Source organism: Companilactobacillus jidongensis, assembly GCF_003946575.1.
GTDB classification, from domain to species: Bacteria; Bacillota; Bacilli; order Lactobacillales; family Lactobacillaceae; genus Companilactobacillus; species Companilactobacillus jidongensis.
Map to the genome: position 1 here is coordinate 48,137 of NZ_RHOP01000015.1, position 25,142 is coordinate 73,278.

The 25,142-nt window shown below is 37.2% G+C and carries 12 protein-coding genes; all 12 read left to right on the forward strand.

Going from position 1 to position 25,142, the window contains the following annotated elements; translation table 11 throughout:
* Positions 1-79 precede the first annotated feature (79 nt).
* The 12 genes from EKM68_RS09795 (at position 80) to sufB (ending at position 24,681) form a co-directional block, all read left to right on the forward strand.
* A complete protein-coding gene (locus EKM68_RS09795; protein WP_125590251.1) occupies positions 80-2,785 on the forward strand; it encodes an L-type lectin family protein in 2,706 nt (901 codons plus the stop codon).
* A gap of 201 nt (positions 2,786-2,986) precedes the next feature.
* Positions 2,987-3,817: an L-type lectin family protein gene (locus tag EKM68_RS09800; RefSeq protein WP_125590253.1), complete on the forward strand. Its 831-nt coding sequence runs from the start codon at positions 2,987-2,989 to the stop codon at positions 3,815-3,817.
* 12 nt (positions 3,818-3,829) lie between these two features.
* Positions 3,830-6,046 carry a Rad2 family DNA repair protein gene (locus EKM68_RS09805; RefSeq protein ID WP_125590255.1) on the forward strand — a complete coding sequence of 739 codons (2,217 nt, stop codon included), beginning with the start codon at positions 3,830-3,832 and terminating at the stop codon, positions 6,044-6,046.
* A 221-nt stretch (positions 6,047-6,267) separates the two neighbouring features.
* Positions 6,268-9,354, forward strand: a complete 3,087-nt coding sequence (locus tag EKM68_RS09810) for a hypothetical protein (RefSeq protein ID WP_125590256.1) — start codon at positions 6,268-6,270, stop codon at positions 9,352-9,354.
* 205 nt (positions 9,355-9,559) lie between these two features.
* Positions 9,560-12,676: a hypothetical protein gene (locus tag EKM68_RS09815; protein ID WP_125590258.1), complete on the forward strand. Its 3,117-nt coding sequence runs from the start codon at positions 9,560-9,562 to the stop codon at positions 12,674-12,676.
* 190 nt (positions 12,677-12,866) lie between these two features.
* Positions 12,867-17,003 carry a hypothetical protein gene (locus EKM68_RS09820; RefSeq protein ID WP_125590260.1) on the forward strand — a complete coding sequence of 1,379 codons (4,137 nt, stop codon included), beginning with the start codon at positions 12,867-12,869 and terminating at the stop codon, positions 17,001-17,003.
* Between the two features lie 243 nt (positions 17,004-17,246).
* Complete coding sequence (locus EKM68_RS09825; protein WP_125590262.1) at positions 17,247-19,226, forward strand: SLAP domain-containing protein; 1,980 nt, start codon at positions 17,247-17,249, stop codon at positions 19,224-19,226.
* A 287-nt stretch (positions 19,227-19,513) separates the two neighbouring features.
* A complete protein-coding gene (sufC, locus tag EKM68_RS09830) occupies positions 19,514-20,308 on the forward strand; it encodes a Fe-S cluster assembly ATPase SufC (protein ID WP_125590264.1) in 795 nt (264 codons plus the stop codon).
* Between the two features lie 12 nt (positions 20,309-20,320).
* Entirely contained in the window at positions 20,321-21,604 is a 1,284-nt protein-coding gene (gene sufD / locus EKM68_RS09835; protein ID WP_125590266.1) for a Fe-S cluster assembly protein SufD, read from the forward strand.
* Positions 21,591-22,808, forward strand: a complete 1,218-nt coding sequence (locus EKM68_RS09840) for a cysteine desulfurase (protein ID WP_125590268.1) — start codon at positions 21,591-21,593, stop codon at positions 22,806-22,808. The genes sufD and EKM68_RS09840 overlap by 14 nt, the downstream gene beginning before the upstream one ends.
* A complete protein-coding gene (sufU, locus tag EKM68_RS09845; RefSeq protein ID WP_125590271.1) occupies positions 22,795-23,220 on the forward strand; it encodes a Fe-S cluster assembly sulfur transfer protein SufU in 426 nt (141 codons plus the stop codon). The genes EKM68_RS09840 and sufU overlap by 14 nt, the downstream gene beginning before the upstream one ends.
* Positions 23,221-23,238: 18 nt before the next feature.
* Positions 23,239-24,681, forward strand: a complete 1,443-nt coding sequence (gene sufB / locus EKM68_RS09850) for a Fe-S cluster assembly protein SufB (RefSeq protein ID WP_125590273.1) — start codon at positions 23,239-23,241, stop codon at positions 24,679-24,681.
* Positions 24,682-25,142: the final 461 nt, after the last annotated feature.

Genomic DNA, 25,142 nt, shown 5'->3' on the forward strand with positions numbered 1-25,142 from the left:
TAATCGATATTACAACTTTAACGCCAGTTCGCATGATTTTTTGGGGAATGATTTCGAACTGGTTGAGGCGGTGTTAATAATGAGGATACGACGTTCACAAATATACTTGGGGATATTTGTTACATTGTTAATAGGTTTATTTAGTATACTTTCAGATTCAACTGAGGCGAGGGCTTCTACAGTTCCTGATGTATCAGATGTTTTGAAAGCTGCGCCAGTTGGTATGGACTTGAGTGATTACTTTGAATATCCATCGAGTTATACCTATGATACAAGTAAGACTATAGCTAATTCAGCTCAGGTAATTACTAAGGGTAGCACTAGTCCAACTGATTTGATTGAAATGACTAATGGATCGAGTCAACTAGGATCTGTCTGGGGCAAGATGACGGATGCTAATGGCAAAGATTATAATTATTTTGATGTTACAAAGAATCAAACATTTTCAATGTGGATGTATTTCAGTGGTAAAGAAGGCACATCTGGAGATGGAATGGCGTTTGTCATTCAAAATGATGCTCGTGGAGCTAACGCTATATCAACATATGCAACAAGTTCATCCAGTCTTTTTGGAGGAACTATCAGAAAACCAATTGGTGGAGAGACGCTGGGAGTTTGGGGTGGAGATGGATCAGGCACTGATATAGTATCCACTAATACAGCTATTGCCAGTGGTGCTATCAAAAACAGCATCGCGGTTGAATTTGATAGTTTTATGAATACTACCGCGGCTGATGGTTTATTATTAAGTGGAAGTAAGACAGATAGTTATTTTGATGCTGCTAAAGATTCTTCAAATACTCTACAAGTTAAAGGACCACATATTGCTTGGAATTATCCTGGTGAAGCAAATACATATATTCCCAATATCGGTACAATCTGGATGTATTATGGCATGAATCATAACAATCCAATTCCTAATACTTATTTGGCTGGTTCAGATGATATTACGAATACTACTCAGAATGCTTGGCATCATGTTACGATCAAGTACACTGCTCCAGATTCTGGCAGTACAACGGCACACTTACAATATATCTTCGATGATAAGGATTACGATGGTACGGTTAAGCCTTATAGTCAATGGGATCAAAGAGGTGATGGTGCCGACAGTGGTACCCATAAGATAATTGATCTTGATTTAGGTAAATTAGGTTTAGCAGCTGGTCAAACAAAGGTCCGTTGGGGTATTACCAGTTCTAGTGAAAGTACTGCAACAACCAATGCTGTCATTTTTGAATCGATCCCAGCTGTTGCTGATATTTCAGCTACAACTAATCTTTATGATTCGACTCAGGAGCGTGATATTCCTGATGGTGATAGATATCCAGATGAAGATCACAATGTTAATAATGGTGACAGTTTGAGATTTGATTATAATTTAATTTATAATTCAGGCTTGGCAGAAACTGGTGATATTACTACAAAAATCAATGTGCCGAAGAATGTTGATTTCACTGCTGATAGTGATGGTAACATTGGTGAGATTGAATATTCAGGTACTACTCAAAAAATCAAGGCCACAGATCTTAACTCTGATGGCACAATTAATCTAACGTTAAACAGCATGAGTAGTACAAACTCTATCGCAAAAGTTCATCTATATGGCAAAGCTGACATCGGTGACAACACTACGGCAAAGGCTACGACTGTCGATCAGGCACATACGTCTTATGACAGTAGCCATTATACGGGTGACGTTATGAGTCCTAAGTTCACAATTAATCCAGTCAATGATACTTTAAAAATCAAGAATAGCGATGATTTAACTAAGACAGCAAAACTTGGTAGTAGTGTTAGTATGGCTGGTACGATCAGTTATGATAAAGGCTCAACTTTTGGCAGCAATAGTCTAACTGTTCATACACTTGTTGACGGAGTACAACAAGCAGATTCAACTCTTTCGGTTGATTCCACAGCGACAACTGCTGATTATGCTTTGAAGTATGATGCTGACACTTTGGGTGTCGGTAAGCATACCGTTGAAGTTTATGTATCTGACGCGATGCATCTGATGTCTAATCACATAACTTATAATGTGACAGTTGAGGATAAGAAGTTGATGTTGACTTCGAATAATCAGACTAGTTATACTATTTCACCTGAAGATTCTATAACCTTCAGTGGGACAATGAGTTATGATGATAATTCGGAATATGATCCAGGATCTGCGAAGGTTGCTTATCAAGTTGATGATAAAACGCCACTGTATGATATGCCAAAGACATCTAGTTCGGGTGATATAACTTCATATGATTCCTCGGATGTAATAACTGGTAGTAGTCTTGGTGTTGGTAAACATACACTTGTGATCTATGCCGAAGACTTAGATGGAAGAAAATCAGCAGTTTATACGATAACGATTAATGTTACAACCAAAGTGCTTTCACTAGAAAGCAATAAGTCATATAGTTTTCAAACGACTAATCAATCGGCCGAGAGCAAGCTGATTCAACGGACCGGTAATTGGGATCTGAAGGTTACAAGTGCTAAGACCGCTTGGAGCCTTACAGCACAATCTACCGCCTTAATGAATAGCAGTACAGGATTGCCGATCACTGGTGAAATGGTTTATCGGACGAATACAAATGAGTATTCACTTGAAGATAATCCAGTTTTGATCGATTCCGATTCCACGGTTAGTGATGATACTGTAACTACTGATGTAACGAGTGATTGGACTAAGAACACCGGAATTTTATTGAATGTTCAACCTGATACATCTGCTGGTACTTATACTGGACAGATCGATTGGACTTTAACAGATAGTATTGATACTAATTAAGATAATATTTAGAGAGCGTAACAAAACACGTTTAGCTTCTGAGTATAGTTTAAAGAATCCTCACATTTACTACGTAAATGCGAGGACTTTTTATTTTCAAATTTATATTTCATAAATAATTTTTTCTTTATCTGACTTGTATAGACAAATGAACGTGTCATAATAGATGGTGAAAGAGTAGTTAATTGTGAGGGGATAATTTTGAAAAAATTAGGTTTATTTGTTGCTACTTCAATAATAGTTTTTTTAACATTAATCAATATTAATACTACGAACGTTAAAGCTGGTTACTACAGTGATTCTGACGCCATGGCATATGCTCCGTATGGATTACCTCTAGGTGATTTAGGAAGTGATTCTTTATTTATAGATGGAGCACATACTACTGGCAATGATGCTTCGATTGATGGGACTGCTCTTCAACTGACACAAGCTGGTCAGACTAATGAAGTAACGTCTGTATGGAGTAATACTTCTAAGGATAACTACATTGACACTGGTAAAAAGCAAACCTTGTCCGTTTGGCTATATTTTGGATACTCGCTTGAACACTCTGAAGGAATGGCTTTTGTATTGCAAAACGACTCTAGAGGTCCTTTAGCGATTTCTAAAAACGGTGATGAGATTGCCGGTGGTGAAACTATCGGTGTTTGGGGTAGTGATCTGACTAATAAGGATACTACTCAAGATGTAGCCGATTCTGCTATCCAAAATAGTTGGGCGTTGGAATTCGATTCTAATGTTGAGGGCTCTAAAAACTATGACGATATTACTAATAATACCGGTAATGGACCAGGGGAGTCACTTGACAGTTATCAGCTTCCTTCGAATAGAGGTATTAATGATCAGCATATTGCCTGGGCATATCCAGGGCTAGCAACTACATATGCTAATATTGGATCAGTTACAAAAACTATATGGAAAAATGTTGGGATCATTAGTATGCCTACTACTGTCAAGACTAATTATTATGAAATGCTACATAATGATCTTGAAGAGTTAACTTTATCACCTGCAGCAACTCCTGAATGAGCTTGGCACCATATGGTTATTTCTTATACACCACCAACGGATTCAGATCCAAATAATGCAAAATTAACTTATACTTACAACGATAAAACCCTAGCTGGTTACCGTAATAGTACTGATACTGGCCAACATGAGGTATCTAAGAAGAATTTGAATTTGAGTCTTTCAAATCTTGGTCTAAAAAAAGGTGATCCTCTTCGGTTTGGATTTACTGGGGCTAATGGTGCCGATGGCAATCAAACAGAAACAAACACAGTTGTTTTTGAAACAATTCCCTCTATTGTTGATGCTGATGCGAATGCCTATGTAGTTGATAAAACTAATAAAACCAAAATAAGTTCAAGTACTGATGTAATGGATGATACCGATAAAAGTTACAATGATGCAACTTCGGTTCACCCCAATGATGATTTACAATTCAATTATATGCTCCGTTATAATTCAGGTAAGCAAAGTATGAATCCTATAACCGCAGTTGTGGGGATACCGTCTAATATTACGATTAGTAAAGATGATAATGATTATGTTGGTAAAGTTGTATATTCAGATAATAGTTCCGAAAACATTCCTGCTTCAGCAATCAGCACTGATGGAAAACAGTTAACCTTCAAACTGAAAAATGGCTTAAGCACGACTTTACCAACTGCAAAAATCGAACTTAATGCCAAAGCCAATGAAGTTCCAGATGCTACTTCAGCATTGACCGTTGATACTTCACACGCTAGTTTGGAGAGTACAAATTATAAGACAGATACGCAAACACCAACGTTCAATATTCAAGAACCGCAAGATACTTTGACGATTGCCAAAACTTCTGTCGATCCAGCAACTTCGTATGATGGGAAGACGATCAATCTAACTGGTAATATGAAATTCAAGAATCAAAGTACGATCGACAATAATGATATGGATATTTATTATTCCATTGACGGTGGTAAAGCTGTTGATTTCAAGGATACTGCTAGTGCTAATGGTAACTTTACAATTCCATTCAGTAGTACTGTTGAAGGCAAACACACAATTGATGTACAAGTTGTGGATAGTAGTTATGTTTCTTCAGATGGAACCAAAGATGTGATTTCATCTAATAAGTTAACATATACAGTTAATGTCAAAGCTGTTTCTTTAGTAGCGACCGCAGATACGTCACCTATCACAGTTTTGAATAATACCAGTGTGGCAATGCCGGGTATAACAATTGGTCATAACGATGGATCGAGTCTTGAAGATGGTAGTGATCCAACCGTAAACTATACCGTTTCTAATTCTAATTATAATAGTGGACAGGCTGTATCTGGTGAAGCTGATTCACTTCAAATAGGGCAAAGTGGTAGTCAAGACACTATTTACTTTAATATGAATAAAGCAGTTGATGATAGTACCGCTGGCTTAAGAGTAGGTGAGAATACTATTAATGTAACTATTACTGATCCTGGTGGCCATGTATCTAACACATTGAAGTTTGTTATAAATGTCCAGGATATAAATCCAGCTCTATCATATGGTGATGGGACCGATGGTAATATAACCGTCGTTGCTACGGATGATAGTGTTAGCTTACCAATTACTGTAGCTTATGATGGTACGACAGAGTTCAAGCCGTCTGATTTAACTTGGAGTATGACGGTTGATAAAAAAGCCGTTAGTTTTTCAAAACTAGACAGCAGTACGAATACAACTTCATATGATTTCACTAAGAGCTTCACAAGAGCGGAACTCGGAATTGATAAGGATAGCACTTCACCAACGCATACGATTGTAATCAAAGCAACCGATCCTTATGGGCGTGTCTCGAATGAACAAACTTATACCCTAAAAATGGTTTATAGTTCCGCAAGTATAACTTATGACAATAGTTATTCATTCGGAGAATTTAATCAAAGTCCAGAAGCTCGAGTCATCAAGAGAACTAGTGACTGGGATATTGGAGTCAAAACAGTTGATTCACCATATCTGTTAACGGCTGATGCTAGTTCATTGACGACAAATGATTCAAATAATAATCAAACCTTAGCCGGAGGATTGATCTATGTTGATCCCAATACTGGTACTAATAAACCAATGACCGATCCAGTTACATTGGGTGAGAATGACTCTGATACGACTGGTAATTACGGTATCTCTAGCGGTTGGAAATCTGATCAAGGTATTTTATTACAAGTAGATCCAAATGCACTAGCTGGATCTTATAGTGGTAAGATAAATTGGATTTTGACTGATAGTGTTAATTAAATAAAATGACAAACTTTGGATTTGCCCTCGGGTAAGTCCAAAGTTTTTATTTTGCAAAATTATAGCCATTATATATATATATTATTTAAATAATTATATCTAAACAAAAATTCTTACAATAATTGAGCTATGTTAAAACGATATATATGGCATAATATCCATATTAGTTAATACACACATTTCTTGAATCTGTGGCATAAGTCAAATTAGGGGGGCTAATTATGTTGAGAAAAGGGAAAGTAATGTTTCTATTCTTATTCTCATTTTTGTTGACGATAGGGTTATTTTTTGGACATACAAACGTCGTAAAAGCCTGGAACGGATATTATGACAGTGATGCTATGGGAGTAGCCCCAACAGGAATTGTTCTTAATAATTTAACGGATCCGTCTACGTCATTATTTGTTGGAGGTAGAAGTACAGGCTTCACTCCTACTGTAATTAACGATAATAATGGTAATGCATCGGTTCTTAAGCTTGGTGGTTCATCTGGTGCCGTGACGAGTGCTTGGAGTAACCTTAATGCTGGTAATTATATTGATGTTACAAAAAAACAAGATTTATCGTTCTGGGTTTATCTTGGTGATTCAAGTAGCAATACAGATGGTATGGCTTTTGTACTGCAAAATGATAAGAATGCTACAAATGCTATTTCTGCTGATAGTTCTGGTATTGTTGGTGGCCAGACTCTGGGAGTCTGGGGTGTGAACTCAAGTGCAAATAAAAACGCTACTGCAATTGCTGCTTCAGCTATTCAAAATAGTTGGGCCCTAGAATTTGATAATTTTCGTGATGGCCCTAAGGAACTCGTTGATAGAGGGACTGCCAGTTTAGGAAGCTCTTTTGATACGTATTTTGGTGAGGACAGTAATGGTTATAATGGTAGATCTTTAGGTGATCAGCATACAGGATGGAATTATTCAGGTGATCCTAATTCATATAGATTAATTTCAAGTGCTAGTAAGGGAATATTTCAGTTAACACACAATAATGCTGAAAATCTAGAATTAACTGGATTAAGCTCAGCTGCATCGGGATGGCACCATGTAATGATCGATTACACGCCCCCAGCAACAAAGGGTGGTGATGCCATCTTGAAATATTCGTTTAATACTAAAGATGCTAATGGTCATAAAACTAATCCCAATAATGGTGCTCCAACTGGACAGAATCCAGTATATGAAAATATTCCTGATTTGCATACTTCTGTATTTAAACTTGGGGATAGTGATAAGTTGCGCTTTGGTTTCACATCTTCAACAGGTACAAGATCTCCTGGAAGTACTTGGGTAGTATTTGAATCGATCCCTGCAATTGTTCAAGCACAGTCAACTGCATATGCAATTGACAAAACATCTGAATCTAGAATTGATACGGATACTTCAGATACTTATCCAAATTACATTGAAGATGAAGATCAAGCTCTGCCAACGACTGCTAGTGTTCATCCTGGTGATGACTTGAAGTTCAAATACGGTATTAAGTATGAAAGTGGTAAACAACCAGCAAAAAGTGTTGTTGCAACTTTGAATTTACCAGATAACGTCACTTTTGGCTCATCGGATGGTACTTCGATTGGTAAAGTTACGTATGTAAGTAAAGATGGAAAATCTACCAAAAATGAGTCATTGATGGCTAGTGATGTTTCTGGATCGACACTAACATATGATGTTGAAGATCTTGATGATACCAATGATACTGATTGGGTTGCTGTAAAAATTGAACTAGATGGAACTGCAAACGATATACCTAGTGAATCCACTTCACTGAAAGTTCCAGTATCACATGTTAATTTCACAGGAACTAATTATATTTCTGATGCGCAAACATATGCGTTCAATATTGTACAGCCATCAGATACATTGAATATCACCAAAGACGATCCAGATCCACAGACTATTTATACAAATGGAACGGCTAATTTGAATGGTCATTTGTCATTCGCAAGTGGTAAGGCCATCACTAATACTGAGGATTATGATATTCACTACTCCATCAACGGCGGAGCGGATGTTCTTGGTCACGGCGATAGCACTGATCCTACTAAATTTTCAGTTCCTATTAATGGATCTGATTTAAAAGTTGGTACAAATGATATAACCGTTCAAGTCGTGTATACCAACTATAAAAATGCATCTGGAAATATTGAAACTATAGCTTCTAAGAAAATCCATTATACAGTCAATCTAAAAACGATTGCTTTAGTAGCGACCGCAGATATGTCACCTATCACAGTTTTGAATAATACCAGTGTGGCAATGCCAAGCATAACAATTGGTCATAACGATGGATCGAGTCTTGAAGGTGGTAGTGATCCAATCGTAAACTACACAGTTTCTAATCCCAATTATAATAGTGGACAGGTTGTATCTGGTAAAGCTGATTCACTTCAAATGGGGGAAAGTGGTAGTAAAGACATTATTCACTTTAATATGAATAAAGCAGCTGACGATAGTACCGCCGGCTTAAGAGTAGGTGAGAATACTATTAATGTAACTATTACTGATCCTGGTGGTCATGTATCTAACACGTTGAAGTTTGTTATAAATGTGCAGGATATAAATCCAGCTCTATCCTACGGTGATGGGACCGATGGTAATATAACCGTCGATGCAACAGACAACACTATTAGTTTACCGATCAATGTAAAATACGATGGAAAAGAGAATTTCAAACCATCTGATCTAAGTTGGAGTATGACGGTCGATAATAATTCGGTTAAATTTCCAACGCAAACAAGTAGCACAAGTATGACTTCGTATGATTTCACACAAGACTTCACACGTGCAGAACTTGGAATTGATAAGGATAATAGCTCGCCAACACATACGATCGTTGTTCAGGCGACCGATCCTTATGGACGTGTTTCAAACAAGCAAACCTATACCTTGAAAATGAATTATAAATCTGCAAGTATAACTTATAACAATAGTTATTCATTCGGAGCATTGAATCAAAGTCCGGAAAAACGATTAGTTCATAGAACGAATGACTGGGCTATTGACGTTGACACGGTCGATTCACAATACAAATTAACCGCAGATGCAAGCTCATTGACGACAAGTGATCCCAATAATAATCTAACTTTAGATGGAGAATTAGTTTATGTTGATCCCACAACAGGAAATGTCGAATCTATGACTGACCCAGTTGAATTAAGTGAAAATGATACTGATACGACTGGTAAGCATGGGATTTCTAATGGTTGGGAACCAAATAAAGGTATCCTATTACAATTGAATGCCAATGCTCCCGCTGGTTCATACAGAGGCAAGATTAATTGGAATTTAGTTGATAGTGTCGAATAAATTAAAAGAAGCCAAACTCGCAGTGAGCTTGGCTTCTTTTAATTGTATTTAAGTATACGTTTTCATAGATATTTTTATATTACGATAAAATTTCTTACAATAAACGAAACCAATTTACGAGATGTATATGTAATAATGTGTCTAAACAAGATAATACACACTTTTACTAAATTTGTGGCATAAATATATTTTAGGAGGGCATATTATGTTGGGGAAGAGAAGAATTATAGCACTCTTAGTATTCTCAGTTTCATTTCTTGTAGGTTTATTTTTTGTACGAACTACTTCGGTAGAGGCATATTATTCGGATGAAGAGTCAATGGCAGTTGCCCCATCAGGAATTGATTTAAAAGATTTAGATTCTGATGATGCTCTATTCGTCAGGGGCAAATATGTTGGATTTATGCCGACCGCTATGAAAGATAGGAATGATCCTAGTATTTATCCAATTTTGCGTATGTCTGATAATGGTACAACAGGTGTTACTAGTTCCCTTTGGAGTAACAACGATAATGATAATTATTTGGATATTACACAAAAACAAACATTATCATTTTGGATATATTTTGGTGATTCATATAGTTATCCACAGGGGACGGCATTTGTTTTGCAAAACTCAGGTGCCGATGCCATCGCTGTTGGTAAAAGTGGCAGTATTGCTGGTGGTCAATCGATGGGTGTCTGGGGGAGTGATACGCCTAACAAATCCAGTTTGTCTGCAATTGCAAGTTCAGCAATTCAGAAAAGTTGGGCACTTGAGTTTGACACGCAATCAAATCAAAACGGATATAAGTATGATGAAGTAAGCAAAGCGACAATAGGGAATTCGTTTGATACATATCAAATAATAGAAAATAATTCAGTTTCGTATGGTTATCAACATTTGGCCTGGAATTATCCAGGTAGAACCGATTCATATAATCACATTGATACGACTTCGTCTAGATATACTTATCAGATGCGTCATAAAGACTCCGAACAAATATATTTTTCGTCGCTAGCAACGCCGATCGATTCTTGGCATCATATGTTGATTGAGTATAATCCTCCAGCTCAAAAGGGTGGAATCGCAAGACTTAAGTACAGTATCAATTTGAAAGGTGTAGATTCTGGTATCAGAAATCCTGATACTCCTACAGCTACTGGACAAAAGCCATATAGTAATACGATCGACCTTGATACGAGTGAGTTTCAGCTAGGTGATAGCAACAAACTTCGTTATGGATTCACAAGTGCTGCGGGGGATAAAGATCCCGCCACAGAGGCACTTGTTTTTGAGACTATTCCAGCAATTGTTCAGGCGGAGCCAAGTGCTTATGTTGTCGATGACACGACAAAATCAAGAATTGGCGCCAGTACGCCAGCATTTGATGGTGATGATGAAAAACTTGCAGTAACGACAAAGGTTCATCCAAAGGATGATTTAACTTTTAAATATTTATTGAATTATCAAAGTGGTAAAAAATCCGCTGAAGGTATTGTGGCAGCTATTGATTTACCTGAGAATGTCACATTTGGTTCCTCAGACACTGATGTAATCGGCAAGGCCACGTACACTAGTGCCGATGGCAGTACTACAAAAGAAATTGCTTTAACGACTGCTGATATTTCAAATGGAAAATTAACCTATGATCTATTAACACTCGATAATAAAAACAGTACAGATTGGACTTCAGTTAAGCTAGAGCTGAATGCCACCGCAAATGAGCTCTCAACTGGATCAACTAAGTTGACTGTGCCGACATCTCATATAAAATTTGAAGGTCCGAACTATATTTCTGATGTGCAGACGGATAAGTTTGATATTGTGGAACCAGCAGATGAACTAACTATTTCAACTACTAAGGATAAATTTAATATTAAAGTAGGATCGGATGCCAAATTAACTGGTGATATGAAATTCAAGAATAAGACTGATATTGACAATAATGATATGGATATTCATTATTCGATTGATGGTGGAAAAGATCAACTTGGGTTCGATACGGGTACTCCCAATGGCAGTTTTAAGATTCCTATCGAGAGTTCATATTTGGATGTTGGGACACATGAAGTAGTTGTTCAGGTTATCGATGATAATTATCAAACCTCTAGTGGTGTAGAAACTATTGCATCTAATAAATTAAAATTTACTATTGTTGTTACAAACGTTGATTTAATAATTGAACCAGATGAACAGACGAGGACGGTTAATGATAATGGGATACAAACAATTTCTGGGAAATTACATCTGAGTGATAATTCTGAACTGGTTGAGTTCAACAAAATGAACACAGGTTATAGCTTGACCGATGGGACTGGTAATACACAGGATTGGATTGGATTGCCAGCATCGGGGAATAGTCAGTTTGAATATGAGTTTACGAACGACGAACATACTGAGATGAAATATACATTTCCAATAAAACCAATCGGATTAAGTAGTAAAAGTAATATTGGATTAACGGTAGGTGAAAATGATTTAGTAGTTAATTTAGGGATTCAATCAAAGACAGATACCGGAGTAATGGCTAACGTAGGGAATACTAATTATAAAATAAGTGTTCCTGATATAGATATGGTTTTGGATAATACGGGTCAAGAAGAAATAACTACATTAAGGGGACAAGAGTTCTACTTACCTTCTAAATTCAATTATAAGAATAATCCCACTTACGGATACGATTTGGCACGTATGTGGAAAGTCATGACAGTCGACGGTCTTAATAGATCACAAACATTAAGTGGTCCGACTACATGGGTGACCGGCGAGCATGAGGTCAATGATGAAATTAGTTTTAATATATTCCCAGGATTTGATAACGATAAGGAATATTTTGATGCCTCTTATTACGTTACAGATCCATATTTGAGAAAATCAAATACAGTTAATTATAGTGTTCGAAGGATTCAAAACTATACGCAATTGTCTGTGGCTGACGATTACCAATTCAATGAGCACGTTGTTGATCCACAAATCGAAAAACTAGTTGGTCGCAAGGGCAATTGGGGCATCAGTGTTTATAGCTATAATAGTCCTTGGGTATTGACCGGAACGGCTAGCAAGATGGTTCGTTCAACTGTTAATGGTGGCGAAGCAACGGTACTTGATGGAGATGTCGTGTTTGTTGATCCGGATGACAAATCTGATATTAAGAACATGAATATTAATTCAGATGGTGATCCGGTTGTTATCGATGAACAAACTACAAGCACTACAGGAACCAAAAATGTCAGTGATGAATGGTCAAATGAAGATGGCATCTTACTTGATTTGAACAGCGCAGTGAATGGTGGTTCTTATGGTGGGACTATAAGTTGGAATTTGACTAATAGTGTATAAATTTAAAAAATTATAGACCAGATAACTGATCAACAGTTGTCTGATCTATTTTGTTAGCTGAATAAACGGAATATAATCATGTTAGATAAAAAATAATTATTTAAATAGAATCGCTTACATTAATATTTTAATATATACTAGATATAACGTGACGGGGATTGCGAAAAAATAAGGCAGGGAGGAATTGAACATGAACCATAAGGGGGGAATAACATTCTTAGGAATGCTATTTGTTGTATTCATGGGGATAATCTTTTTGTTTAATTCAACACAAACAAACGTTAAGGCGTGGTCATCTATAGATGGCGATGTCATAAATTCTGCACCCTATGGATTATCACTTGATAATTATTTTGATTATCCAGCAACGTACACAACTGGTGAAGCTAATTCTGCCAGAACATCTAAACCATCAAATAATCCCACTACAGATGTTGTGCTATTAACCGACGGAAAAGGTGAGACAAGTTCTGTTTGGAGTAATGGTGATAATTATATTGATACCAGTAAGAAGCAGACACTATCGATGTGGTTATATTTTGGTAGAAATAGTGATCCGAAGGGTGCTGCCGATGGTATGGCTTTTGTCTTACAGAATGATCCTCTAGGGACCAAAGCTATTTCTAAATTGAATAACAAAGTAAATAAGGGTGAGTCATTGGGTGTTTGGGGTTCAGATGGTAGCAAACTTGTTACGAATAATGATGCACCTATAAAAACTGACAGTACGACTCCAATTCAACTTCAAGCTATTCAAAACAGTTGGGCATTGGAATTTGATACATTCACTAATAACGGCTCATCAAAGGATGATACGGTTAATGGTGGAAAAGTATCAAATATCAGTACTAATGCGCACAATACTAATGCGTCATTACCAAATGCTGGAGATGCATTTGATTGGTTGCCATATTCTGGTGATAATACGTTTATAAGAGGTTCACATATTGCTTGGAACTATCCTGCTAGATTGACTAGTTATAAACAAATAAGTAATACGCCACCGAAGTATAATGAGGGAACAGGGTTGTTTCATTTTGGGGCTGGAACAACTGGTAATTCTATCATGGCTTTGTACCATAATTTTGGAACTGATTCAGGATATAATGGTAACAATGTTGACTTCACATATAATTCTAGTAAGCCACCAATCGAGTCATGGAAGCATGTGACGATTACATATATACCACCAACTGCCGCTGATCCAAACAATGCAACTATCCATTATGCATATAATGACAAAGATACTAGTGGAAAAATCATCAAGAAACATATTGATAACACTTATGCTGAAGGAACCGCAAAAGTTGATATGAGTGCATTTGGTAGTATTGCCGATAATAGTTTGAGATACGGATTCACTGGCTCAACTGGTTCTGATACAGATACAACTAATGCAGTTATTTTTGAAACCATGCCATCTTTGGTTGAGGCTGAAGTGAACTCTTATGCGGTCGATAAAGATACGCATGCTAGAGTTGGTTCAGATACTTCAATTATGGATGAAGACGCACAGGCAATGAGCGAGACGACTAAGGTTCACCCTGGAGATAATATTGGCCTGAACTACATGATGCAATACGATAGTGGTAAGCAACCTTCTAAGAATGTTGTTGCTACGGTAGATGTCCCTGATAATTTGACTATCAATAACGATGATGGAAATATTGGAACAGTGTATTATTCTGGTATCGATAATAGCAATGAAAAGGCGACAACTAAGGAAGTGGCGATAAATGCCAGCAGTATTTCTTCTGATAGCAAGTCTGTTTCTTTAAATATCGATGACATGGGTGTCACGGATACGTCAGAGATTAATTGGAAGACAGCTCGAGTTGAATTGAACACTACTGCAAATCAATTGACCTCAGATACAAGTCTGAAGGTTCCGGCAGGTCATGCTAGTTTTGAAGGGACTAATTACAAGGGCGATACAGAGATACCTACATTTGATATTGTCAAACCAGCCGATGTTTTAGTTTTAACCAAAACTTCTGGTGACGGCACATATTCATCGACTACTAAAGAAATAGATCTGAACGGTTCAATTAAGTATGGGACAAGTACAGCTGATGTGGATAAAATTGCAACTTGGTATACTTATACGATTGATAATCAATCACCAGTAACAACGCAAGATACACTTAGTGATTCTGGAAACTTCTCGATCCCAATCACAGGTTTAACTGACGGTGTGCATACTATAACCGTTAAGGCATCTACAAAATTAACTAATGATACGATTAGTTCTAATGTTTTGACCTATACAGTTGATGTTCAGGACATGATTATTACAAATAAAGCTCAGGTTTATGATGAGTCACAGAGTAGATATATAACTGATGGTGATAATGTTCAAGAAGGGGACAAGCTGCAGTATCAATACAATATTAATTATGATAGCGGAACTAAATATTTAAGAGGATTGGCATTACAGAGTTCTCAACCTGATAATTTGACTATCAGAAGCGCATATCGAAATGTTAAAGCAGATGTTACATATACTGCATTTAATGGCGAGACTACAACTCATTCACAGGATGATATTGGTGTGACGCCGTATAAGTATAATTTTGAGTATGATTTAGGGAATACTGGAGCAGATATTCTTGAAAATGTACGTTTGAAGAGTTTTAAATTGGTATATTATATGACAGCCAATAATGTTGATACAGAAACTGTGGTTGATTCTACTACTGCCACGGTTTCCAATGATGAATATTCAGGAAGCATGGATACGCCGAGCTTTACAATTAGAAATGCAGAGTACAAACCTCATCTGGAAGCGACTGATGGAACCGATATACAAAGTGTCGCCACGAATGATGATTTCACTCTGAAAGGTTTGGTTACATACTTTACCAATGATGATGCACATACAAAGACTGATTTCAAAAATAGTGAAATGACTGCATTTGCTAGAGTGGATGGCAGTGCGTCTAATGATGCTGGATTTGAAAAAGTTGGAAGTTTATCTGACAGTGATAATGCGGGTGTCATGACAATATTGCGTAATGCTAGTTCATTAGGAAACGGCGTCCATAATCTTTATGTCAAAGTTACTGATAAATATGGAAATGTTTCGAATACAGTTGCTTACGAAATACGTGTTGGTGATAAAGTGCTAGCAGTTACACCTAAGGATAGGGTCAGAACAGTAGAGGATGGTCTTCCTGTAAAATTGGAAGGAACGTATAATCACACTGATGGCTCTGCACTTGAGGGTGATCAAATAACTATTCAGTATCAGATTCATTCTGAGAATACATCGGTTGATCAAGAGAAACAATCGGTTATCTATAGTACGGGTTATCAAAGTGGAGATATAACAAGAAAATTTAGTTTTGATGTTGTTCCTGTGGGCTATAACAGACCCGGAACTGCGATTTCACACGATGATTGGGTAGATCGAATCCAAAATGGTCAACCTAGTTCTAGTGGAAACGTATTGCCAATAGGACTTAGAATTGGTCAAAATACTGTTGATGTTGTTTTGACGGATACTGCAGGTCATTCTGTTAGAACTAGTTACACGATCAATGTACCAGAAGATAATTTGAATTTATCACTGGATAATACAGATCTCACTGTAATCTCAAAGCTTGCGACGGCTAATTTTGCATCAACTTTGAAATATGATGGATCATTTAATGTTACGTCTACTGGACAATCAGCTACACCGATGTTAATTTACGTGACAAATCCAGATAATAATAATGTTGTTGCTATTTCATTAGATCCGGTGGACTCACAGTCTACTGCTGATTTTACAAATGAATTGAATAGATCCATGCTGGAAAACTTGAAACTTTCAAATGACAGCATTGAAACGGGTGTAGGTAAAAAATATCCTTTAGAATTTTTTGCTGAAGATCTATACGGGCGTAAGTCGAACACGGTTGAAGGCACTGTGCAGTGGGTATCAAAATCAGTTACGCTAGAAAGCAATACCGATTACAGGTTTAATCCTGTCAATAAGTCGGCTGAACATAGAATCGTTAAGCGTAATGGGCAGTGGACCTTAGGTGTTGACAGTGTCCAGTCAGCTTGGAACTTAACAGCCTCGGCTGGATCAATGACGACTAAGGATATAGCGGGTAATATTACAACATTGCCTGGAAACTTGATATTTATTGACAAGGGCAATAACTTATTTTCAATGGATAGTAATACCCAAATTGCTTCAAATGACGACTTGGATTCTGAAAATGTTAATATAGCCAATAGTTGGGGAGATGATGATGGTATCTTGTTGAATTTGACTGGTGAACCAGTAGCCGGAACTTATACAACCAAGATCGATTGGACTCTAGCTAGTACGCTGTAAAGTTTTAATTGGAAGCACATTTTACGATGTGCTTCTTTTTTATTGCGGTGTTTTGCTGATTAATAACATGGAACAAAAATTTTATATAAATATATGATTTTTAAAGTTTAGTTAAAAAAATTCAAAATTACTTGATTTTTGAAAGAAAATTACAACATTTTTGTCAAAAAATTGATAAAATGAAGGTGTAATTATTTTTTAAGGAAATTATCAAATAAAAAATTAAACAGGGGGAATTATTTTATGGGTAAAATCAAAACACTGGCTCTAACTGGTATTATGCTTTCAAGTACTGTGTTAGGCGCTAGCCCTTTAATAGTTCAAGCAACAACCGCACCAGCAATTACTGCCAAATCAGCATTAACAGAAGCTACAACTTCCACTGCAGTAACTAAGGGAACTGCGACAACATTCGCGGATTTGAAAAATAATGCAACTATGTCAGTTGCTCCAATCTTCGGTAAGAGTGGAACAGCCTTCAATACTGACTTAGCTAATGAATTGAATATCACAACTTCTTCAACAGATACTACACAGATTCCAATGACCGTTGTTGAAAGCAACAAGTTCGGTTTCGCTACTAAAGTTACATTTACTAGTGGCACAACTACTAAGACAGTTAATGTTCAATATAGTTATGCTAAGCCAACCGTTGCATTTGGTAAGGATAATGTTTCGCAAGTTATGAACTTTACAACTAAGACAGCGCCTGCTCAAACAGACTTTGCTAAGGATGTTGTTAATAAAGATGTGACAGCTGCAACAACTAATGGAACAGATGCTAAAGGTGTTAAGAATTCAGCAACATTATTAACAGATATGTCTACGAGCGATATTCAAGATGCTGGTACATATACAGTTGCTTATACACCAAAGGACAACTATACAACTGGTGATACTGTTAATAGAACAGTTAATGTATTCGCTGAACCTGATTGGACACAAATTGCTGACAGACAAATCGCTATGGGTGATAAAGCTGCAGCTACTAATCCGTATATTATTAGCAATTCACAGGGTCAAAAATTCAGTGTTGCTGTAACTACTGGATCAATAGATACAACTACGGCTGGAGATAATGACGTTACTTATACTGCAACTGCTATAGATGCAAATGGTAACGTACTAAAGGATTCTTCAACTGGCAAGGCCATGACTTGGTCAGAAACTGATGCTAAAGTAACAGTTGTTAATCCTACAGATACAACAGTTGCGAAAGCTATTCCTTATACAATTTCATTTAAGAACGCTGATGGAAATATTGTAGGAAATCAATCAGGTACTTTTGATTCAACTGCGGATACAAAAACAATTACAATTGCTGCACCAGAAGGATATTCTCTTAAGAATACAGCCGATGCAACATATACAGTAGACACAACTGATTTTAAGACAACACCAATTTCTAAATCAGTTGACGTTGTTCCAGCCTCACTAAAATACACCGTAGATTATGTTGACGAAGCCACTGGTAAGACTGTAAAAACTGATGCAGATCAAACCGGAACATACGGTTCATACATTTCACTAACAGCACCAGATGGTTATGAATTATCAAATGTTGTTGATAGAGGCTTCACTCTCAAAACTGATGGATACAAACGTACTGTTTATGTAACTAAGAAGAACGTTTCATACGTAATCACATTCTTAGATCAAGAAACAGGTAGAACCATTGGTATCACAACTGGCGAAGGTGCTGACGGCGACGACGTTACATTGACAGCTCCAGACGGGTACAGCTTCATTAATGCTGATGACATTCAAATGACTATCAATAAGGATAATCCTAACAAGTCGATTGAAGTTGCTCCTAATACTTCAGACTTCATGGGTACTCTTACAACATATCCAAATTCTGGATACACTGACTTGTATTCAAGCAAGGGTACATTGCTTGACGATGTTGTTCTATCAGACAATTCAAGTTGGATCACTGACAAAAAGATTTATATCAATGGTGTTAAGTACTATCGTGTAGCTACAAACGAATACGTTAAAGCTTCAGATGCTTATCTATACACACCAATGTCAAAAATCGTTCAAACAAATAGTAAAGCAAATACAAAAGTTTATGATTCTAAAGGTACATTGGTAGATGACCGTGCACTCGCTACAAATAGTTCATGGAAGATCGACAAGGCCGCTCGTATCAATGGCAACAAGATGTATCGCGTAGCTACAAACGAATGGGTCAAAGCAACTGATGTTACAATGATCTAATTCTTATATACATTAGGAATTAAAATCTTATATAAATATTCCAAAAGCTAGGGATTAACCTAGCTTTTTTTTGTGCATATCGTGATACAATTAACTTGTTTCCTGTAATATAGAAGTGAAGAAACAACTGAAAAACAGGTTAAAAATCACCCTTGACATTTCCTTATACATCAGCAGGTTAAGCGTATTCACAAATATTACAATATAAAGTGAAATTTATATCTAAAAGGCATTAAAATTATGCCTATAAAATACTATAATAAAGACATCACAATGGAGGTTAGATTATGTCCACATTAGAAGTCAAAGATCTACATGTTTCAGTTACAGATGAAGAAAATGGTAAAGGCCAAGAAATTCTAAAAGGCGTTAATTTAAAAATGAGCACTGGTGAGATCCACGCAATTATGGGTCCTAACGGAACTGGTAAATCAACTTTGTCAGCTGCTATCATGGGTGACTCTGCCTACCAAGTAACTCAAGGGGATGTGTTACTAGATGGCAAGAGTATTCTAGATATGCCAGTAGACGAACGTGCTCGTGCGGGTTTGTTCCTAGCAATGCAATATCCAGCTGAAATTCCTGGAGTTACTAATATTGAATTTATGCGTGCAGCAATCAACGCTCGCCGTGAAAAAGATGACCAGATTCCTGTTAGAAAATTCATTAAGATGTTGGATGAAAAACAAAATATCTTAGATATGACTGATGAAATGTCAGGAAGATATTTGAACGAAGGATTCTCTGGTGGTGAAAAGAAACGTAATGAAATCTTGCAACTATTAATGATTCAACCTAAGTTCGCAATTCTTGATGAAATTGACTCTGGACTTGATATTGATGCCCTAAAAGTTGTTTCACGTGGTGTTAATTCAATGCGTGGTGACAACTTCGGATCACTTATCATCACTCACTACCAACGTCTCTTGAACTACATCGTACCTGACCAAGTACATATCATGATGGATGGCCGTATCGTTCAAAGTGGTGGTCCTGATCTTGCTAAGAAGCTAGAAGATGAAGGTTACGCTGGAATTCGTGACGACTTAAATCTTGATGTCAAACTAACAGACGAAATATAGGAGGGATTGGATATGCGACCAAGTTTACAAGACAAATACATGGACGATGTCGTTCAATTCTCTCACCAAAATAATGAACCAGATTGGTTCACGAAAATTAGAACTGACAATCTCGAAAAGTCATCAGATTTGTCATTACCGAGATACGAAAAAATTAATTATCGTAGTTGGAGATTAGATCATCCAACTGATTTCGATGCCGCTAGTGTCGTAACAAGTTATGAACCTGCTACATCGAAGAACTATATTATTCAAGCCGGTGGCAAGACTCTCGACATTCATCTACAACCAGAATTGGCTGACAAAGGCGTTATACTGACAGATATTTTTACAGCCATCAAAGATTATCCTGAACTTATTCAAAAATATTATATGACCAAAGTTGTTAAGGCTGACGACAACAAACTAACGGCTATTCATGCAGCAATGATGAATGGAGGGATTTTCTTATATATTCCTCGTAATGTCAAAGTCAAAGATTCAATTCAAGCAACTTTTGTTCAAGACAACAGTATCAAACGTGATTTTAATCAACATATACTGTTAGTTGCTGAAGATAATTCTGAAGTTACATACTTAGAGAACTTCATTACCAGTGGTGACGCTGAAGAGAACAAAGCAAATATTGTTGCCGAAGTTATTACTGGAGATAATACACATGTGCACTATTCGGCACTTGATCAACTAAGTGAATCAACGACTAGTTATTTATCTAGACGTGGTATCACAGGTGCCAATGCCCGTATCGATTGGGCCATCGGATTCATGAACGATGGGAATGTCATCGGTGATTTTGGAACGGACCTATTAGGTGATGGTTCTCATACTGAGGCCAAGGTCGTTGCTATCACAACTGGTGAACAAGTCCAAGGTATTGATACCAAAGTAACTAATTATGGTCGTCACACGATTGGTCATATTTTGCAACATGGTGTAATTCTAGAATCCTCAACACTGACGTTCAATGGTGTAGGACATATTGTTAAAGGTGCCCGTGGATCAGATGCTCAACAAGAGAGCCGTGTCCTGATGTTATCGAGACATGCCCGCGGAGATGCTAATCCAATTCTATTGATCGATGAGAATGATGTTACCGCTGGACACGCTGCTAGTGTCGGACGAGTTAATGAAGAACAAATGTATTACTTAATGAGTCGTGGTATTGATGAAGCGACCGCTCAGCGTCTGGTTATTAGAGGATTCTTGAGTAGCGTTATCACTGAGATACCTGAAGCAGAAGTACGTGATCGTTTGACACAAATGATCGAAAGGAAGTTAATCAATGGACAACAATGATTTCCCAATCCTACATCAAAAGGTAAACGATGAAGACCTAGTTTATCTCGATAATGCGGCAACAACGCAAAAACCAAAGGCAGTTATCGAGGCAATGGAAAAGTTCTATTACGAAGATAACGCTAATGTTCATCGTGGAGTTCACACATTAGCTGAACGTTCGACGGAAATGTTTGAAGCAGCGCGTGAAAAGATTCGCGCCTTCATCAATGCTAAGTCATCTAAAGAAATTATTTATACCAAAGGAACAACTGATTCGTTGAATATGATCGCCCAAAGTTATGGCGAGAATGTTCATGAAGGTGACGAGATTGTTATTTCGATTCTGGAGCACCACAGTAACCTGATTCCTTGGCAACAATTAGCAATTAAAAAAAATGCAAAACTAAAGTATATCAACTTAACTGATGACGGTGAGTTGGACATGAAACAAGCTGAAGAACTTATTACAGATAAGACCAAGATTGTTTCAGTTGCGCACGTCTCTAATGTCTTGGGTGTGATCAGTCCAGTTAAGAAGTTAGCTGAATTGGCACACAAACATGGTGCTGTGATGGTCGTGGACGGAGCACAATCAACGCCACATATGCCAATTGATGTACAAGATTTAGATTGTGACTTTTTTGCCTTTTCAGGACACAAAATGCTGGCTGAAACTGGTATCGGCGTTTTGTATGGTAAAGAAGAATTATTGAATGAAATGACACCAGTTGAATATGGTGGCGAGATGATTGAGTTTGTTAAAAAATACGAAACGACTTGGAATGAACTTCCTTGGAAGTTTGAAGCCGGAACACCTAACATTGCTGGGGCCATTTCACTCGGATATGCGATTGATTATTTGAACGGAGTCGGCATGCAAAAGATTGCTGACTATGAACAACAAATCGTCAGTTACGTTCTACCAAAACTTCTAGCAATTGATGACTTGGAGGTTTATGGACCAACAGATCCTAAGAAACACACGGCGGTTATTTCATTCAATCTTAAGGGATTGCATCCCCATGACTTGGCAACTGGTCTTGACATGGAGGGAGTTGCTGTTCGTGCCGGACACCATTGTGCCCAACCATTGATGACGTATTTAGGATTATCCGCAACTGCCCGTGCCAGCTTCTACTTCTACAATTCATTAGAAGATGCTGACAAACTAGTTGATGCAATTATTGCAACAAAGGAGTTCTTTAAAGATGGCACTATCTAGAATGGATAATTTATATAGACAAGTTATTTTAGATCACTCAGATAATCCTCATCATCATGGTGAATTGTCTGACAAAACCAATGATATTGAATTGAAGAATCCCACATGTGGGGATGTATTGAAACTTGATTTAAAAGTTGAAGACGGCAAAATAGAAGATGCTGCCTTTAGCGGTTATGGTTGTACGATCAGCCAAGCATCTGCCAGTATGATGACTGACGCAGTTATCGGTAAAACAACTGAGCAAGCTGAAAATATGGTGCAGACTTTTTCGAGCATGATCATTGGTGACGATGTTGATACTGATGTCTTGGAAGATGCCGCTACATTAGAGGGTGTCTCAAAGTTTCCTGCCAGGATCAAATGTGCAACTTTAGCGTGGAAGGCTTTGCACAAAGCCTTGAACAAATAATCATAGGAAGTGAAAAAGATGCCAGAAACAGAAAATACTAAGAATAATGAAGAGGCAGTATCATCGGTCCAAGATCTTGGTTTGAATGATGATTATGATTTTGGCTTCCATGATGATGTCAAACCAGTTTTCTCAACTGGTAGAGGTCTAACTGAAGAAGTCGTTCGTGCTATTTCTAAGGAAAAAAATGAACCTCAATGGATGCTTGATTTTCGTCTAAAGAGTTATGAAATTTACAAGAAGATGCCAATGCCTGCCTTCGGACCAGACTTGTCAAAGCTTGACCTGAAGAACATGCGTTACTACCAGAAGGCAACTGATAAGCAGTATCGTGATTGGGACGATGTTCCAGAAGAGTTGAAGAATACGTTTGATCGACTAGGTGTTCCACAGGCTGAGCGTCAATACTTAGCTGGTTCATCTGCACAGTATGAATCAGAAGTTGTCTATCACAATATGCGTGATGAATTCTCCAAGTTTGGAATTATCTTTACTGATACTGATACTGCCTTGCGTGAATATCCAGAATTGTTCAAGAAGTGGTTTGGTAAGTTAGTTCATCCTAATGACAACAAATTTGCGGCTTTGAATAGTGCTGTTTGGTCAGGTGGATCATTCATTTATGTACCTAAAGGGGTTCATTTGGATATTCCAATCCAGTCATACTTTAGATTGAATTCTGAGAATAGTGGACAATTCGAACGTACTTTGATCATCGTTGATGAAGGTGCAAGTATCCAATATGTTGAGGGATGTACAGCTCCTAACTATCAAAGTGATAGTTTGCATGCGGCGGTTGTTGAAGTGTTCTCGCAAAAGGATGCTTATGTGCGTTATACGACGATTCAGAACTGGTCGAATAATGTCTACAGTCTTGAGACAAAACGTGCTCAGGCAATGGAGAATGCCACAGTTGAATGGGTCGATGGTAATCTAGGCTCGAAGATCACAATGAAATACCCAAGTGTTTACTTGGATGGTGAAGGTGCCAAGGGTACAATGCTATCGATTGCTGTTGCCGGAAAAGGTGTCGATCAAGATGCCGGTGCTCGTATGATTCATAATGCCAAGAATACTTCTTCATCAATTGTTTCGAAATCGATCTCGAAGGATGGCGGTGCTGTCGATTATCGTGGTACCGTTAGATTTGAGAGAAATTCTGATGGTTCTAAGGCACACGTCGAGTGCGATACCATTATTATGGATGAAGAATCCAGTTCTGATACAGTTCCGTATAATGAGATATTGAATGGTAATGTTTCAATGGAACACGAAGCAAAAGTTTCAAAAGTTTCTGAGGAACAGCTCTACTATTTGATGTCCCGTGGATTGAGTGAGGCAAAGGCCACAGAAATGATTATTATGGGATTTGTGGAACCATTTACTAAGGAATTACCGATGGAATATGCCGTTGAATTGAACCGTTTGATCGGTTATGAGATGGAAGGAACCGTAGGTTAGAGAGTTTAGAAAGTGCAGCGGGTTGTCCTTTCGTAACTCGTTTTGAAGAACATGTAAAACAAAGACCATGAACTCAAAATGTTCATGGTCTTTTTGTTTTATTTATATAATAAAAATTCAGGCTTGAGTCGATAGCCCTCTGTATTTATTACTATTTAAATGTATTTATTAATTGAATATTTATATCGAGCACATTTCATTGAAGACTGAATATTATATTGATAGGATTTGACTATACCCAATTTATTCTGAATTAGATAATTGAAAATTTTTTAAATCGGAGGATATTTAAAAGCAATGATTCTTGATAGCATATATTGATGATTGATAGCTTTTATTGTATAATTTTGATATGAAGAAACCAAAATTTAATACTTATACTAGAACCCAACCTATTCATGAATAAAAAATCACAATATTTTTGGTGGATTTTTACCAAAGATATTGTGATTTTCTTGTTT